Source organism: Bacillus sp. FSL R5-0593 (assembly GCF_038603755.1).
Lineage (GTDB): Bacteria > Bacillota > Bacilli > Bacillales > Bacillaceae > Bacillus > Bacillus velezensis.
This window is the reverse complement of record NZ_CP152011.1, coordinates 2,853,550-2,870,116: the sequence shown is the minus strand read 5'-3', so window position 1 is coordinate 2,870,116 and position 16,567 is coordinate 2,853,550. Positions and strand designations below refer to the sequence as shown.

Annotated in this window: 17 protein-coding genes; 15 read left to right on the top strand and 2 right to left on the bottom strand. The window is 47.9% G+C overall.

Going from position 1 to position 16,567, the window contains the following annotated elements; translation table 11 throughout:
• Window positions 1–59 precede the first annotated feature (59 nt).
• The 12 genes from nadB to yajC all read left to right on the top strand — a co-directional run bounded on the left by nadB (window position 60) and on the right by yajC (window position 10,980).
• Window positions 60–1,625: an L-aspartate oxidase gene (gene nadB, locus NYE36_RS14170; protein WP_265451139.1), complete on the top strand. Its 1,566-nt coding sequence runs from the start codon at window positions 60–62 to the stop codon at window positions 1,623–1,625.
• Complete coding sequence (gene nadC / locus NYE36_RS14165) at window positions 1,607–2,455, top strand: carboxylating nicotinate-nucleotide diphosphorylase (protein ID WP_265451140.1); 849 nt, start codon at window positions 1,607–1,609, stop codon at window positions 2,453–2,455. Before nadB ends, nadC begins: the two co-directional genes overlap by 19 nt.
• Window position 2,456: 1 nt before the next feature.
• Entirely contained in the window at window positions 2,457–3,560 is a 1,104-nt protein-coding gene (gene nadA / locus NYE36_RS14160) for a quinolinate synthase NadA (RefSeq protein WP_012118097.1), read from the top strand.
• Between the two features lie 125 nt (window positions 3,561–3,685).
• Entirely contained in the window at window positions 3,686–4,876 is a 1,191-nt protein-coding gene (gene safA / locus NYE36_RS14155) for a SafA/ExsA family spore coat assembly protein (RefSeq protein ID WP_094032213.1), read from the top strand.
• 149 nt (window positions 4,877–5,025) lie between these two features.
• A complete protein-coding gene (locus tag NYE36_RS14150; protein WP_014721606.1) occupies window positions 5,026–5,619 on the top strand; it encodes a YhcN/YlaJ family sporulation lipoprotein in 594 nt (197 codons plus the stop codon).
• Between the two features lie 385 nt (window positions 5,620–6,004).
• Window positions 6,005–6,514, top strand: a complete 510-nt coding sequence (locus NYE36_RS14145; RefSeq protein WP_015417917.1) for an intercompartmental signaling factor BofC — start codon at window positions 6,005–6,007, stop codon at window positions 6,512–6,514.
• A gap of 134 nt (window positions 6,515–6,648) precedes the next feature.
• Window positions 6,649–7,254, top strand: coding sequence for a Holliday junction branch migration protein RuvA (gene ruvA / locus NYE36_RS14140; RefSeq protein ID WP_003152683.1), 606 nt, complete (start codon window positions 6,649–6,651; stop codon window positions 7,252–7,254).
• Between the two features lie 10 nt (window positions 7,255–7,264).
• Window positions 7,265–8,269, top strand: a complete 1,005-nt coding sequence (gene ruvB, locus NYE36_RS14135; RefSeq protein WP_094032214.1) for a Holliday junction branch migration DNA helicase RuvB — start codon at window positions 7,265–7,267, stop codon at window positions 8,267–8,269.
• Complete coding sequence (locus tag NYE36_RS14130; RefSeq protein ID WP_003152687.1) at window positions 8,262–8,462, top strand: DUF2905 domain-containing protein; 201 nt, start codon at window positions 8,262–8,264, stop codon at window positions 8,460–8,462. Before ruvB ends, NYE36_RS14130 begins: the two co-directional genes overlap by 8 nt.
• Window positions 8,463–8,487: 25 nt before the next feature.
• Window positions 8,488–9,516, top strand: a complete 1,029-nt coding sequence (gene queA / locus NYE36_RS14125; RefSeq protein ID WP_003152692.1) for a tRNA preQ1(34) S-adenosylmethionine ribosyltransferase-isomerase QueA — start codon at window positions 8,488–8,490, stop codon at window positions 9,514–9,516.
• 27 nt (window positions 9,517–9,543) lie between these two features.
• Entirely contained in the window at window positions 9,544–10,689 is a 1,146-nt protein-coding gene (gene tgt, locus NYE36_RS14120) for a tRNA guanosine(34) transglycosylase Tgt (RefSeq protein WP_007408186.1), read from the top strand.
• Window positions 10,690–10,719: 30 nt separating this feature from the next.
• Window positions 10,720–10,980, top strand: coding sequence for a preprotein translocase subunit YajC (yajC, locus tag NYE36_RS14115; RefSeq protein WP_003152695.1), 261 nt, complete (start codon window positions 10,720–10,722; stop codon window positions 10,978–10,980).
• Between the two features lie 51 nt (window positions 10,981–11,031).
• Here yajC and NYE36_RS14110 read toward each other — a convergent pair whose 3' ends face one another.
• Window positions 11,032–11,418 carry a TIGR04086 family membrane protein gene (locus tag NYE36_RS14110; RefSeq protein ID WP_003152697.1) on the bottom strand — a complete coding sequence of 129 codons (387 nt, stop codon included), beginning with the start codon at window positions 11,416–11,418 and terminating at the stop codon, window positions 11,032–11,034.
• A gap of 166 nt (window positions 11,419–11,584) precedes the next feature.
• Here NYE36_RS14110 and NYE36_RS14105 point away from each other — a divergent pair, with 166 nt between their 5' ends.
• Window positions 11,585–12,241, top strand: a complete 657-nt coding sequence (locus tag NYE36_RS14105) for a DUF421 domain-containing protein (protein WP_003152699.1) — start codon at window positions 11,585–11,587, stop codon at window positions 12,239–12,241.
• 7 nt (window positions 12,242–12,248) lie between these two features.
• Here the strand turns inward: NYE36_RS14105 and spoVB are convergent, their stop codons facing one another.
• Entirely contained in the window at window positions 12,249–13,805 is a 1,557-nt protein-coding gene (gene spoVB / locus NYE36_RS14100; protein ID WP_007408188.1) for a stage V sporulation protein B, read from the bottom strand.
• 115 nt (window positions 13,806–13,920) lie between these two features.
• On the opposite strand from spoVB, the gene NYE36_RS14095 reads away from it, so the two are divergent.
• A complete protein-coding gene (locus NYE36_RS14095; protein ID WP_094032215.1) occupies window positions 13,921–14,217 on the top strand; it encodes a post-transcriptional regulator in 297 nt (98 codons plus the stop codon).
• Window positions 14,218–14,253: 36 nt separating this feature from the next.
• The gene (gene secDF, locus NYE36_RS14090) at window positions 14,254–16,473 is read left to right on the top strand and encodes a protein translocase subunit SecDF (RefSeq protein ID WP_094032216.1); all 2,220 of its coding nucleotides are present in this window, start codon (window positions 14,254–14,256) and stop codon (window positions 16,471–16,473) included.
• The last annotated feature ends 94 nt before the right edge of the window (window positions 16,474–16,567 follow it).

Sequence of the window (16,567 nt, the reverse complement as noted above, 5' to 3'; positions counted from 1 at the left end):
TTTATCGTTGTGTAAATATAGGTGTCAAGACAGGTGTAAACGTAACAGGAGGTTGATGTATGTTTGAAAAAACAATTATCGTCATTGGTTCGGGGACGGCGGCCCTTGCCTGTGCTTCCTCATTTCCTCCGTCATACCAAGTGACCGTCATCACAAAGAGAAACGTAACGAACAGCAATTCGCATTATGCTCAAGGCGGGATTGCTGTTTCATACGCAAAAGATGACTCGATAGAATCCCATGTGAACGATACACTGTATGCGGGATGCGGACACAATGACGTGACAGCCGTGCGGCATTTGCTGCAAAGCGGACAGAGCATGATAAACAGGCTGATAGAAGGCCATTTCCCTTTTGATACGAAGTCGGACGGGACGTTTTGTCTCGGCAGGGAAGGCGCTCATTCCAAAAGGAGAATTCTGCACGCCGGGGGAGATGCGACCGGACGGATGTTGGTTGAGTTTCTGGTTCAGCAGGTGAGGGACGGCATACGGATCATTGAACACGAGACGGTTGTTGATCTGCTGATTGAACACGGACGATGCGCAGGTGTTGCCGTAAAGGATGCTTCAGGCGCCGTTTCTTACAGAAGAGCGGATTGTGTAGTGCTTGCATCAGGCGGCTGCGGCAGTCTGTACCAATATCACACAAATGATTCCGCCATAACGGGAGACGGCATCGCTCTTGCCTTCCGCGCGGGAGCTGAGATCACGGATATGGAGTTCACCCAGTTCCACCCGACCCTCCTTGTGAAAAACGGGACTGTGTACGGCCTGATTTCTGAAGCAGTGAGAGGAGAAGGCGGATATTTAGCGGATCGCTTCGGGCGCAGGATCATGGCTGGCAGACACGCGCTTGAAGATTTGGCGCCCCGGGATGTGGTTTCACGGGCGATTTATGAAGAAATGATGAAAGAAAATCCTGTTTTTATAAATTGCAGCCGAATAGCCGATTTTAAGAAACGTTTTCCGACCATAACAGAAATTTGTCAAACAGCCGGTGTTGATCTTGAAAGCGGGGTTCCTGTAGCACCCGGAATGCATTTTTTAATGGGCGGAGTAAAAGCCGATACCTGGGGGAAAACGTCCGTGCCTGATTTGTACGCCATAGGCGAGACCGCCTGCACAGGATTGCACGGGGCGAACCGCCTTGCGAGCAACTCACTGCTGGAAGCGCTGGCAAGCGGGAAACGATGTGCTGAACATATCATTCAAACACCGTTAAACGGAAGATATAAAAAAACCCCGAAGAAATCTGACGTCATCTTACAAGTGCCGGACACAGCGCTTCATGTGCTCCAAGCCAAAATGACAACCGGAGCGGGCATCGTCAGGGAAAAAGAAAACCTGCAGGCGCTGGCATCCTGGCTTAACAACGTATCTGTGCGTCATATAAATGTGAAGGATATCACAATAGAACAAGCCGAGCTATCCTGCCTATGGAAGACTGCGCAACTTGTTGTGACCTCAGCCCTTATTCGGGAAGAAAGCAGGGGCGCTCATTTTCGCGCTGATTTTCCCGGGACGGAGAAAGAGTGGCACGGAAAACAAATCATTCATTCAACATCTGGAACAGCTATCAGAAAAAACGAAAGGATTGGGGAACTATGGACATTCTGCAGCTGAAACAAATGCTGACTCATTTTTTTCAGGAAGATATCGGAACGGGTGATGCGACGTCACAAGCGATTTTTTCAGATCAGCAATGTAAAGCGCGAATCATCGCAAAAACAGACGGCGTGTTTGCCGGAGAAGCCGTTATCTTTGAAGGGTGGAAGCTTTTACACGATGATATCCGCATCCGCTCCCTGAAAAAAGACGGAGAACGGATGAAAAAAGGAGACGTGCTCGCTGAAATGGAAGGCCAGGCGGCGGCTCTTCTTACGGGGGAGCGGGTCATTCTGAATCTCATACAAAGAATGTCAGGCATTGCGACAATGACGGATGAGGCCAAAAGGCGTCTTGATGATCCGTCCATCAAGCTTTGTGATACGAGAAAAACGACACCCGGGCTCAGAATGCTGGAAAAATACGCCGTTCGGGTCGGAGGCGGCTTTAATCATCGCTTCGGCTTATATGACGGCATCATGATAAAAGATAATCATATTGCCGCCTGCGGATCGATAAGGGCGGCCGTGGAGCGGGCAAGAAAAACGGCGGGGCAGATGCTTGCGGTGGAAGTCGAAATCGAATCCGAACAGCAGCTGCTCGAGGCAATAGAAGCGGGTGCAGACGTTATTATGTTTGACAACTGTCCGCCTGAGTCCGTCCGGCGTTTTGCAGGCATGACACCGGGCCATATCAAAACGGAAGCATCCGGAGGCATAACGCTCGGCACATTGCCCGCTTATAAAGGAACGGGCGTCCAATATATTTCACTCGGATTTCTGACTCATTCAGTAAAAAGCGCCGACATCAGCATGGATGTTGAGGCTGCGGAACAGGGGGATTTTTAAGATGTCTATTTTTGACGTGCTAACTGCATCAGCCGAAATGATGCCGAGCCATTATAAAGACATGAGCACAGGAGAAATGGAAAAGCGGGTCGCCGCCATTAAACGGGCTTTCGGAAAGCGCCTGTTCATTCCGGGGCATCACTATCAAAAAGACGAAGTAATACAATTCGCCGATACGGCAGGTGACTCCCTGCAGCTTGCTCAAGTGGCAGAAAAAAATAAAGAGGCGGAATATATTGTGTTTTGCGGCGTGCATTTTATGGCGGAAACCGCTGATATGCTGACTGATGATAACCAAACCGTCATTTTGCCCGACATGCGCGCCGGCTGCTCGATGGCTGATATGGCAGATATTCAGCAGACGGACAAAGCATGGCAAGAGCTTCAAGAACTGTACGGTAACACCATCATTCCGTTAACATATGTTAACTCGACGGCGGAAATTAAAGCATTCGTCGGACGGCACGGAGGAGCGACCGTCACCTCTTCAAATGCCCGGAGTGTGCTGAAATGGGCTTTTAAACAAAAAGAGAGAATTTTATTTTTGCCGGATCAGCATTTAGGCAGAAATACGGCCTATGACCTCGGCATTCCGCTGACAGAAATGGCTGTATGGGACCCGGTGCAGAACCGATTGCTTACTGACCATCCGGAAAACATTAAGGTTATCCTTTGGAAAGGGCATTGCTCCGTACACGAAAAGTTTACAGCGGAAAATATTTCTCAGCTGCGGCAGCGGGATTCCGGCATCCGCATTATCGTTCATCCGGAATGTTCGCGGGAAGTGGTCTCGCTCAGTGACGACAGCGGGTCTACCAAATACATTATTGATACGATCGAACAGGCTGAACCGGGAAGCAAGTGGGCGATCGGCACGGAAATGAATCTTGTCCAGCGCCTCATTCACTCGCATCCGGATAAACAGATTGAATCATTGAATCCCGATATGTGTCCGTGTCTGACAATGAACAGAATCGACCTGCCGCATTTATTGTGGTCGCTTGAGCAGCTTGAAAAAGGCGAGCCGAAAGGTGTCATTAAAGTTCCGGAAGCGGTTCGGACAGAAGCGCTTCGTGCTTTGAACAGAATGCTGAGTCATACGTAATCATAAAATTTCCCCTCCTTCCCAAATTTTTTATCATCATGCCCAGTCCATCGGCATATAGTGTGAAGAAACGTATTGTAATGACAAATGTACCGTTCACGTTTTGTGCATAGGAGGGGAAAACGTTGAAAATTCATATCGTTCAAAAAGGCGATTCGCTCTGGAAAATAGCTGAAAAATACGGAGTTGATCTTGAAGAGTTAAAAAAACTGAATCATCAGCTTAGCAATCCAGACTTAATTATGCCTGGAATGAAGATAAAGGTGCCTTCAGAAGCCGTTCCGGTCAGAAAAGAACCTAAGGCCGGCTTCGGAACGTCTGCGCATAAGCATGAGCATCCATATGCCAAAGAAAAACCGAAATCAGTTGTGGACATTGAAGACACCATACCGGAAGAACCAAAGCCGTCAATTCCGTATGTGCCGCCAATCCCTGAAAAGCATGAAAATGTGCTGCCGGAAGCTGATATGAACCAATATTACCCGTCCAATCAGCTGTTTCAGCCGTGGTCGCCTCCTAAGCCGGAGGAACCGGTGACACATTTTGTCGAGCCGAAAGAAAAAGAGCATGACAATAACATTCCACAACAGGAGGAAATGATCAACATGGAAAACGCGAATTACCCGAATATGCCAAAGGCGCCTGAAGCCGGAAAGATGGAAGAAGAAAACGCCGCTTATCATCTGCCGAACATGCCAAACATTCCGAATGTCCCGTTTCCGAATATGCCGGCCGTTGAACCGCCTTTTATGCATTACCCGATGCCGTGCATGCCTTGTCCTTGTCCGGTTCCGGTGACACCGATGCTGCCGGGTTCGGGACTATGCCATCCGTGCTTCCCGGTAGGCGGAGGTTTCGGCGGTTTTGGAGGAGGTTTTGGAGGCTTTCCGGTCATGCCGATGCCGTTACCGTACGGATTCCATCATCCGGGATTTGGGCCGCATGCGGGTTACGGTGAATATGAAAACCAGGCCCATGAAAATGCAGAGCATTATGATGGTTCTGCATCTGGTTTCGGCGGTGCTCCGTACGGTCAAATGCCGTATTACGGCGGATATTCGTCACATTACGCAAACGCGCCTCATCATGATGGAAAATATAAGGATGATGATTGCGGCTGCCATGATTCACATCATCACCACCACCATCACCACGGTTCACATCACCATCACGCAAATATGCCTGTGCAGCCGTATCCGAATATGGGTGCAAACGCCGGATATTTTATGCCTTACGGCGGAGCAAATCCTAATGCCGCGCCGAATCAGCCGAGTCCAAATCAAGTATTCGGACGGCCGGAGGAAGAAGAAGATTAATGTTTCGGGACGATGTATGTCGTTCCTTTTTTTATGTCCAACTGAGGAATGGACATAACTGACAAGCTTAAACCCGCCGCCCGCCGCGCATCCTAAACATGAGCGGAAAACGCTCAAAACAGCGATGAATCCACGGGGGGGTTTTTCCATTGGGTAAAAAACTGATGACGATCGCGGGCGTTTTAGCCGTGACGGCAAGCTTAACGGCATGCGGAGCAAATAATGCCATGAATGACGGACGCTACAACCAGTCAACACGTCCGGTCGGATATTATTCGAATGATAATGGTAACGGCAGAGGCCAGTACGGAATGGACCATCAAGGACCCGTTTCTGAAATGATGGAAAACCGAAACGGCCGTCATAATACGACAAACGTGTCCGATCAGTACGCACCTAATGACGGGGTTCCGTTAACGACGGACGGCACATATAACGGCCGAAATGTCAATACGCCGCCGGCAGCAATGTCTTATAATGGGTATGACAACGCCGAAAACATCAGGTTGGCGGCAAAAGTTGCAAACCGCGTGAAAAAAGTAAAAGGCGTACAGGATAGTCAGGTCATCGTGACTGACACGAGAGTCGTCATTGCCGTCAGAACAAATCATCCTTTTACGAAGAATGATGATAAACATGTCAAACATGCGGCCAAAAAATTCGCGGACGGCCGTACAATTCAAGTGTTTACCGACAACGCTACTTTTACAAAGCTGCAAGACATGAACAGAAACAGCCGTTAAACGGGACTGCCGGATGATTTCATCCGGCAGTATTTTTATGGATAAAGCTTCATCATTTCTTTACATATTCTTAAAACGCTCTTTATATTGCGGTGTTAACATAAAAGTAATAAAACGTAACGGAGGGGCCGGGATGAAAAAAACGGAGCATGACAAAAGCCGCGGAGCAAAAACTGTGTATCTGACCGTAAGGGGATACCGGCTCAAACTGACGCCCGGACAAATGAAACTGATTTCAGCCGGCCGGGCATAATCATCGCAGCAGCCCTCATTTAGAGAGCTGCTTTTTTTCGGCTGAAACAGACAAATGAAAGAAAACGATTAAGCACCGGCATCTTTGGTCAAACTAGCATCAAGAGTTTGATTGAATAAAGAGGTGTTATTGGTGAAACGAATTTGCGGTGCTCGTCTATTGTTTATGCTTGTCTTATCGGCTGCAGTCCTGATTTGCGGAGGAAAAGGCGCATACGGGGCGGAGGTTGAGCATTACGGGCCGCTTCGGGTGCACGTCCAGCTGGAAAAGGTCTATCTGGACGGTGATGTCGGCATCGAACATACGGATGAAACCGTTTTGGCGATGGAGGATTTTTGGGCCTCATATGCCGGCTGGACGCTCGTTGAGCAGAAAAAAGGCTTCGTCCTTTTCCGTAAGCATGTTGATGACATTTCTCCGCTCAGTAAGGTTAACGGTTATATCGGCGTCACGGACGGAGGCGTCATCTCCACTTTTCACGGCCGTCCCGGATCGCTGGCCGAGCCGATTCAATCTTTCTTCCAGATTGATATAGAAAGGCTGGAAAGCCGATTGCAAAAGCACTTGGAACACGGCATACCGTACAGGACAAAAGCGGAGTTTGAGAGCGTGATCGATCATATTAAGACTTACAGCGGCTGACTTTGACGCAAGACATGTGACACATGTCTTTTTTTTCTGAATGGAAGGTGTCAGAGCGAACATACGTTAACTTTTCTATAAGACTTTGGCTGTTTTTGTGTTACAATGATAAGCAGTCAAAGAGGTGAATAGGTGTGATTGAATTCGTGAAGGGGACGATTGATTATGTATCTCCCCAATACATCGTGATTGAAAACGGCGGAATCGGCTATCAGGTCTTCACTCCGAATCCGTTTATTTATAAGGTAAGCAATCAAGAGACCATTTTTACGTATCATCATATAAAAGAAGACGCCTTTTCTTTGTACGGTTTTTCAACCCGGGAAGAAAAAGCGCTTTTCACAAAGCTGCTGAACGTCACCGGCATCGGGCCTAAAGGGGCGCTCGCCATCCTCGGTTCCGGTGATCCCGGAGCCGTCATCGAAGCGATCGAACAGGAAGATGAAGCCTTTTTGGTGAAATTTCCGGGTGTGGGCAAAAAAACGGCGCGGCAGATTATTCTTGATTTGAAAGGCAAACTTGCCGACGTCGTGCCTGAAATGATTGACAACCTGTTCAATCATGAAGCGCGCATTGAAAAACAAGAGGCTGAAACGGCGCTTGACGAGGCGCTTGAAGCGCTCCGGGTTCTCGGCTACGCCGAAAAAGAAATTAAAAAAGTGCTTCCTCACTTAAAAGAGGAAACGGCGCTTTCAACAGATCAATATGTGAAAAAAGCATTGCAAAAATTATTAAAGTAAGGTGATGTTCATGGATGAACGGCTCGTTTCAAGTGAAGCAGACAGCCATGAATCAATAATCGAGCAAAGCCTCAGGCCGCAGAATCTCGCCCAGTATATCGGCCAAAAGAAAGTGAAAGAAAATCTGCGCGTGTTTATCGATGCGGCGAAAATGAGGCAGGAAACGCTGGACCACGTTCTTTTATACGGGCCTCCGGGTCTCGGGAAAACAACGCTTGCGTCTATCGTGGCCAATGAGATGGGTGTGGAGATGCGGACGACGTCAGGTCCCGCCATCGAAAGACCGGGGGATTTGGCAGCCATTTTGACGGCGCTCGAACCAGGGGATGTGCTGTTTATAGACGAAATTCACAGGCTGAACCGCTCAATTGAGGAAGTGCTGTACCCGGCGATGGAGGATTTCTGCCTTGATATCGTCATTGGAAAAGGCCCGTCCGCCCGCTCCGTCCGTCTCGACCTTCCCCCTTTTACGCTTGTAGGAGCGACGACAAGGGTCGGATTATTGACCGCACCGCTCAGAGACCGGTTCGGGGTGCTGTCGCGCCTTGAATACTATACGCAGGAAGAGCTGACAGATATCGTGTCAAGAACGGCTGACGTTTTTGAAGTGGATATCGAAAAAGCACCGGCTCTGGAAATCGCCAGACGGTCAAGGGGAACGCCGCGGGTTGCAAACCGTCTGCTCAGAAGGGTGAGAGATTTTGCCCAGGTGCTCGGCGACAGCCGCATCACGGAAGAAATCGCTCACGACGCGCTCGAACGTCTTCAAGTCGATGCGCTCGGCCTTGACTATATCGACCATAAGCTGCTGATGGGCATGATCGAAAAATTCAGCGGCGGTCCCGTCGGCCTTGATACGATTTCCGCGACAATCGGCGAAGAACCGCATACAATAGAGGATGTGTACGAACCGTATCTGCTGCAGATCGGATTTCTTCAGAGGACGCCGAGGGGACGGGTCGTGACGCCGGCTGTGTATGAACATTTTCGATTGGAGGCGCCCGCCCGTGACTGACTTTCCGAAGGTTCTCATGGTTCTCGGTGCCGTTTTGCTTATTGCCGGCGCAGTCTGGCACTTTGTCGGAAGGCTGCCCGGAGATATTTTCGTTAAGAAGGGAAATGTTACATTTTTCTTTCCCGTTGTCACTTGTATTGTGATCAGTGTGATACTATCCATTCTGCTTAATTTTTTCGGCAGAATGAAATAACAATAGACAGAATTAAGGTGAAATGATGAAAGTCGATTTATTTGATTTTGAACTGCCTGAACGCCTCATTGCCCAAGTGCCGCTTAAAGAGCGTGACGCATCGCGGCTGATGGTGCTCGACAAACAGACGGGCGGGCTGACGGACAGTTCATTTAAAGAGATTGTAAGCTTTTTTAATGAAGGGGATTGCCTCGTCTTGAACAATACCCGTGTGCTGCCTGCAAGATTATTCGGCACAAAAGAAGATACAGGAGCGAAAGTGGAGCTTCTGTTATTAAAACAGGAAGAAAATGATACATGGGAAACGCTCGTAAAGCCGGCGAAACGCGTAAAAAAAGGAACGGTCCTGACATTTGGCGACGGCCGGCTGACAGCGGTCTGCACGGAGGAGCTTGATCACGGAGGCAGAAAAATAGAATTCCGGTATGACGGGATTTTTTACGAAGTGCTTGAATCACTCGGTGAAATGCCGCTGCCTCCTTATATTAAAGAGCAGCTTGATGATAAAGAACGGTATCAGACCGTCTTTTCAAAAGAAATCGGATCTGCCGCAGCTCCGACGGCCGGACTTCATTTTACGGAAGAGATTCTGGACGAGCTGAAGCAAAAAGGTGTGCGGATTGAATTTATCACACTTCATGTGGGACTCGGCACATTCCGCCCGGTCAGTGCGGATGATGTGGAAGAGCATAACATGCACGCGGAATTTTATGAAATGACGGAAGAAACCGCCGCCTCTTTAAACGAGGTCAGAAAGGCGGGAGGGCGCATTGTGTCGGTCGGGACGACATCAACGCGCACCCTGGAAACCATTGCCGGCGAGCATGACGGCGTATTTACCGCTTCAAGCGGCTGGACGTCCATCTTCATTTATCCGGGATATGAATTTAAGGCGATTGACGGGATGATCACCAATTTTCATCTGCCGAAATCTTCCCTTATCATGCTCGTTTCTGCGCTTGCCGGCAGAGAGCATGTTCTTTCCGCCTACCGTCATGCGGTAGAAGAGGAATATCGTTTCTTCAGCTTTGGCGACGCCATGCTGATTATCTAATTTGAATGACAGGAGGCCTCATACAAAGTGGCTGAACAACCGATACGTTATGAATTTATAAAGGAATGCAAACAAACGGGAGCGCGACTGGGCAGAGTTCATACGCCCCACGGCTCCTTTGAGACGCCTGTATTTATGCCGGTCGGCACGCTTGCTACGGTAAAGACGATGTCTCCGGACGAGCTGAAATCTATGGATGCGGGCATTATTTTAAGCAATACGTACCATTTATGGCTCCGCCCGGGACACGACATTGTAAAAGAAGCGGGCGGGCTTCATAAGTTTATGAACTGGGACCGCGCGATTTTAACGGATTCCGGCGGTTTTCAGGTCTTTTCATTGAGCAAGTTTCGTAATATAGAAGAAGAAGGCGTTCATTTCCGCAATCACTTAAACGGAGACAAGCTGTTTTTATCTCCGGAAAAAGCGATGGAAATTCAAAACGCCCTCGGCTCTGATATCATGATGGCGTTTGATGAGTGTCCGCCGTATCCGGCAGAGTATGATTACATGAAACGCTCTGTGGAACGGACCAGCCGCTGGGCGGAACGCTGCCTGGAGGCGCACGGGCGCTCAGATGAGCAGGGGCTGTTCGGAATCGTACAGGGCGGAGAATACGAAGACCTGCGGACACAAAGTGCAAAAGACTTGGTTTCGCTTGATTTTCCGGGGTATGCCATAGGCGGATTATCTGTCGGCGAGCCGAAGCACGTCATGAACCGAGTGCTTGAGTTTACAACTCCGCTTTTACCGAAGGACAAGCCGAGATATTTAATGGGTGTGGGTTCACCGGATGCCTTAATTGACGGCGCCATTCGCGGCGTGGATATGTTTGACTGCGTACTGCCGACCCGGATTGCCCGAAACGGCACGGTGTTTACGAATGAAGGGCGTCTGAATATGAAAAACGCCAAATATGAGCGTGATTTCCGTCCGATTGATGAAGAGTGCAGCTGCCATACATGCAAAAATTACTCCCGCGCTTACATCAGACATTTGATCCGCTGTAATGAAACGTTTGGAATTCGATTAACAACTTACCATAACCTTCATTTTCTGTTACACTTAATGGAGCAGGTCAGACAAGCCATCCGGGAGGATCGTCTTGGTGATTTCCGAGAAGAGTTCTTTGAGCGTTACGGCTATAATAAGCCAAATGCGAAAAGCTTCTAAATAAAACCATTCTTGAAGGGAGGGAAACAGATGGGTACTTTAGGTACAATCGTTCCTATTATTTTAATGTTTGCAGTGCTTTATTTCCTGCTCATCCGTCCGCAGCAAAAGCAGCAGAAGGCCGTACGCCAGATGCAGGAAGAGCTGAAAAAAGGGGATTCAGTGGTGACAATCGGAGGATTGCACGGCACTGTTGATTCAATTGATGAAAGCAAGGTCGTCATTAAAACAGGTGATAACACCCGTTTAACATTTGACCGCCGCGCAATTAGAGAAGCTTCCGCTGAATAACAGCGAAGCTCATACATACAAAAAAAGAGCGGAGAATCCGCTCTTTTTTTATTACGCTGATCTGCTTCCTTTCAAATTCACTCCGAAAATGCCGCCCAGCATACTGACTCCCAAAAAGCCGAGATGAAACAAAAGCTGACCGGATGTAAACGTTTTTCCGAACCCTAAATATTGAAACAGCAAGATGATTAATGAAAAACAGACGGCGGTTAACGCTCCGATCATCCAGCCTTTTTCCTTCGCTTTGCCGCCCGATATAAAACCTCCCGCAAATAAAGAAAGAAAAGAAAGCGCGGTGATCAGCCAGCTGAAAGATGATTCTTCCATTGAGGTAACTGTCAGTAAAAGCGAAATCGCCAAACTCGTAAGAAGCATCACCGCAAAGATAGCCACTAAGCCGTACAAGACGCCTCTTCCCACTTGTTTCGTTTCTTCCATTTTTATCTCCTCTCCGCCCTGCGGCCTGATATATGACAAGCCGGAGCCCGTCTTTTTCTAAATGTATTCTCTGAATGTTCGAATTAGACGTAAATGCATGATGTTCAGCCCGTTTCTTACATAATTCAGAGCCGATGGCAAATGCTATGACCGTTGGAGGTGCGATATGGAAGATATTTTCATTATTACGTTTCGTACGATTGTGCTTTATTTTATCATTCTTGTGATTTTCAGACTGATGGGAAAACGGGAAATCGGAGAACTGAGCATTTTAGACCTTGTCGTCTCCATTATGATTGCCGAGATTGCCGTATTGGCAATTGAAAATGTAAAAGATAAGCTTTTGCATACGATTGTGCCGATTGTCGTTTTAATGATTATTCAAGTAAGCCTTGCTTTTATTTCGCTCAAAAGCCAAAAAATACGGCAGCTGCTTGACGGAAAACCCACCATTATTATAAAACAGGGAAAAATTGATGAACGGGCGATGAGATCGCAGCGCTACAATTTTGACGATCTTCTTATGCAGCTGAGGGAGAATAACATCGATAGAATCTCTGACGTGTCATATGCCATTTTGGAGTCTTCAGGCAAACTGTCGATCGTCAAAAAGAAAAACAATAAGGATAAGCAGATGGAAACATCGCTTATCGTTGACGGGGTCATTCAGAACGAGCATCTGGACAGAATCGGGAAAGATAAACACTGGCTCGAAAAAAATTTAGCAAAAAGAGGATATCGCGATCTTTCGGTTATATCATTCTGCACGTTTACGGACGGCGCTTTTTTTATTGATCTTAAAGATGAAAAAGGGGAGCCATGAATCGGTTTCACCGCGTCACGAACTTGCCGATGACCGGAATCCGGATCAGCTCTTCCCTTTTAATCAGCCTGAATAACAGAAGAAGCGCAATGTACAAAATCGCGGTCATTGCAATCCAGCCTGTGAGATTAACAGCCTCTGACCCTGAAAAATGAACGGCGTGTTTGATGATGCGGCTGACATAGCCGCAAATGAATATGACGGCAAAACAGAGCGCGTATTCTTTTATTTTAATGCTGATCGGAAGCACCTTGCTTACGGTGGCCGCATGCAGCAGGGTGACAAGAACCATCCCCGTTACAATCGCAAGTGCGGCGCCCATGATGCCCAAGGAAGGCCTGGTCGCCAAAACAAAAATTAGGCCAGTTTTGACAGCGGCGCCGATAAAACTGTTCATCATGGCGGCCCCGGCTAAATTGAGAGCCTGCAGCACCGCCTGAAGGGGCCCCTGAAAATAATAAAGCAGAAAAAACGGCGCCATCACTTTAACAAATACCGCCGCATTAGTTGATCCGTACATGACGGACATCAGTTCATCAGCGAAAGAGAATAAAATAACCACCGAAATGCCTCCGCTTAAAAGACACAGCCGCATCGCCTGTTCCAGACGGTATTCGACAACTTGCAGCTTTTTTTGCTCCATTCCTTCACTGATCGCAGGAACAAGCGCCGTTGACAGAGAATAGGTTATAAAGCTGGGCAGCGTCAAAACCGTCATGGCAAATCCGGTCAGCTCTCCGTACTGGCTGGTGGCGGCAGCGGTGGCCACTCCTGCAATCGCAAGGCTTTGCGCGACGACAATAGGTTCAAAAAACCAAGATAAATTTCCGATGAAGCGGCTTCCGGTTGTCGGGAGCGACACGCTCATCAGCTGGCGGAAGGTTTCTTTTCCATTTGCGATCGACTTGAAAAATTGTTTTCTGATTCTGATTGTTTTATTTGCTTTAAAACAAATGAATAAATAAATAAGAGAGGCAAGCTCCCCGATGACAGACGAAATCATGGCTCCTGCTGCGGCATATTCAATCCCGTACGGCAGAAACACCGTCGTGCAGACCGCGACAAGTGAAATCCGCACGATCTGCTCAAGTACTTGGGAAAACGCCAGCGGGTTCATATTCTGCCTGCCCTGAAAGTAACCGCGCAGCACGCTGGAGATCGCGATAATCGGCACGACGGGCGTAATCGCCAGAAGCGGGTAAACCGTGCGCTGATCCGTCAGCATCGTTTCGGACATAATCGGCGCAAAGCATAAAAACAGCGGCGTGAAGATGAGACTTAATATCCCGGTTACGGTAAGCGACATCACTAAAATGTGTTTCATTTTCTGCCGGTCCCCCCGCGCGCTTGCTTCAGCGACAAGTTTGCTGATGGCAACGGGGAGGCCGAATTGAGTCAAAGTGGTGGCCAAGAAAAATGTCGGGGCAGCCATCATGTATAAACCGACCCCTTCTTCACCGATAAACCGGGCGATAACCACCCGGTTGACAAAGCCGAGCATTCTCGTAATCATCCCGGCTGCGATGAGAATAAGAGTGCCCCTTAAAAAAGTCTGTTTTGCCATTTTATAAACCCCTGCCTTCTCAAACTACCTGGAATCATATACAATAAAGATATGCGCCGATGTCGTCCGAGCATGACAAGTCTTCGAGAAAAATGGAAAAAGGAGCGAGCGCCCAGTGGAGAAACATCCCGCCGAAATGTACAAAGATCATTTGCGGCCTTTCTTGTACAGTAAACTTGAAGAGTTCAAAATCCTCGGATACGATGATGTTGAGCACGAGAGTTTATGGTCATACTTAATACATAAAAAGTGGAAACAGAAAAAGGAACTGCCGCTGCATGAATTGGCCGGTCATATTTTATCAGTAAAAATTGGCGATTTTATGAACTATGCAACCGTTGAAGCTTTTAAGTCGTCTAATTGGCTGGAAAGCGATGAGGGTCAGCAAGCTTTGGATGAACTGTTGAGATAATGATTTGACGGCATAGGTTTAAGGAGGAAATACATAATGAAAAAAGGACGCTTGATTGCGTTTTTCCTGATCGTATTATTGATCGGCACAGGGCTGGGGTATTTTACAAAACCGGCTGCCAATAATATTACGTTAGGATTGGATTTACGCGGCGGGTTTGAAGTTCTGTACGATGTGCAGCCCGTCAAAAAAGGCGATAAAATCACAAAAGACGTGCTCGTCAGCACGGTGCAGGCGCTGAACCGCCGGGCTAACGTTCTCGGCGTAAGCGAGCCGAATATTCAGATTGAAGGAAATAACCGCATCCGCGTACAGCTGGCGGGCGTCACGAATCAGAACAGGGCGCGCGAAATTCTGTCAACGGAAGCGCAGCTCTCGTTCAGGGATACGAATGATAAAGAGCTGTTAAACGGCTCTGATCTCGTGGAAAACGGCGCGAAGCAAACCTTTGATCCGACGACGAACGAACCGATTGTCAGCGTTAAGCTGAAGGATGCGGATAAGTTCGGAGAAGTGACGAAAAAAGTCAAGAAAATGGCGCCTAATAATCAGCTTGTGATCTGGCTTGATTACCAAAAAGGCGATTCATTTAAAAAAGAAGTCGGCAAAAAACATCCGAAATATGTATCCGCTCCGAATGTGAGCCAGGAATTAAACACGAAGGATGTCACGATTGAAGGTCAGTTCACCGTTCAAAAAGCGAAGGACTTGGCCAATATTTTAAACGCGGGCGCGCTGCCTGTGAAACTGACCGAAAAATACTCTACTTCAGTAGGGGCGCAATTCGGACAGCAGGCTTTGCATGATACGGTAGAGGCCGGCATCATCGGTATTGCAATTGTTTTCTTATTTATGCTGCTTTATTACAGACTGCCTGGACTCATAGCGGTAATTACGCTTTCTGTATACGTATATATTACGCTTCAAGTGTTTGACTGGATGCAGGCGGTGCTGACGCTTCCGGGTATTGCGGCGCTCATTTTGGGTGTCGGGATGGCGGTTGACGCCAACATCATCACCTATGAACGGATAAAAGAAGAACTGAAACTCGGCAAATCCGTCCGCTCAGCTTTCCGTTCAGGGAACAGACGGTCATTCGCGACGATTTTCGATGCGAACATTACAACGATCATCGCAGCGGTCGTGCTCTTTATTTTCGGGGCAAGCTCTGTAAAAGGGTTTGCGACGATGCTGATTCTGTCAATTCTGACAAGCTTTATTACAGCTGTCTTCCTTTCAAGATTCCTGCTCTCCCTTCTCGTGGAAAGCAGATGGCTTGACCGGAAAAAAGGCTGGTTCGGCGTCAAGAAAAAACACATTATGGACATTCAAAAAACGGATGAAAATACTGAACCGCATACGGCATTCCAAAAATGGGATTTCACGAGCAAGCGAAAATATTTCTTTATTTTCTCAAGCGCTGTAACCATTGCGGGAATTATCATCTTACTGGTCTTTAAGCTCAACCTGGGAATCGATTTTGCAAGCGGTGCGCGGATTGACGTGCAGAGCAATCATGCATTGACGGCGCAGCAGGTTGAAAAAGACTTTGACTCTCTCGGCATGGAACCGGAAAACATCGTGCTTTCTGGTAAAGAGAACCATGTTGCCGCGGCCCGGTTTGTCGGAGAGCCATCTAAAGAAAAAATCGCTGAAATCAAAACGTACTTTAAGGACAAATACGGATCTGAACCGAACGTCAGCACGGTATCGCCGACAGTCGGAAAAGAACTGGCCCGTAATGCTTTATATGCTGTCGCCATTGCATCAATCGGCATCATTATTTACGTGTCAATCCGTTTCGAGTACAGAATGGCTATCGCCGCAATTGTATCCCTGCTGTATGACGCTTTCTTTATCGTCGCGTTTTTCAGCATTACCAGGCTGGAGGTCGATGTCACCTTTATCGCCGCTATTCTCACCATAATCGGTTACTCGATAAATGATACGATCGTTACATTTGACCGGATACGTGAGCAGATGAAAAAACGTAAGCCGAAGTCATTTGCCGATCTGGAACATATCGTGAATCTGAGCTTGCAGCAAACCTTTACACGTTCGATCAATACGGTCTTGACCGTTGTGATTGTTGTCGTCGTGCTGCTCATTTTGGGCTCATCGTCAATTACAAACTTCTCCGTCGCCTTATTGGTCGGTTTATTGACGGGCGTTTATTCCTCTCTTTACATCGCCGCGCAGCTGTGGCTTGTATGGAAAGGTAAAGAATTTAAAGGGAAAAAATCAATCGAAGAGTAAAATGGGAACAGGCTGTCTTCCGGAAGGCAGCCTGTTTTTTAGGCCGCATTGAACTTAAAACCTGCATTTGCTATAATGACATACGCTTACATAA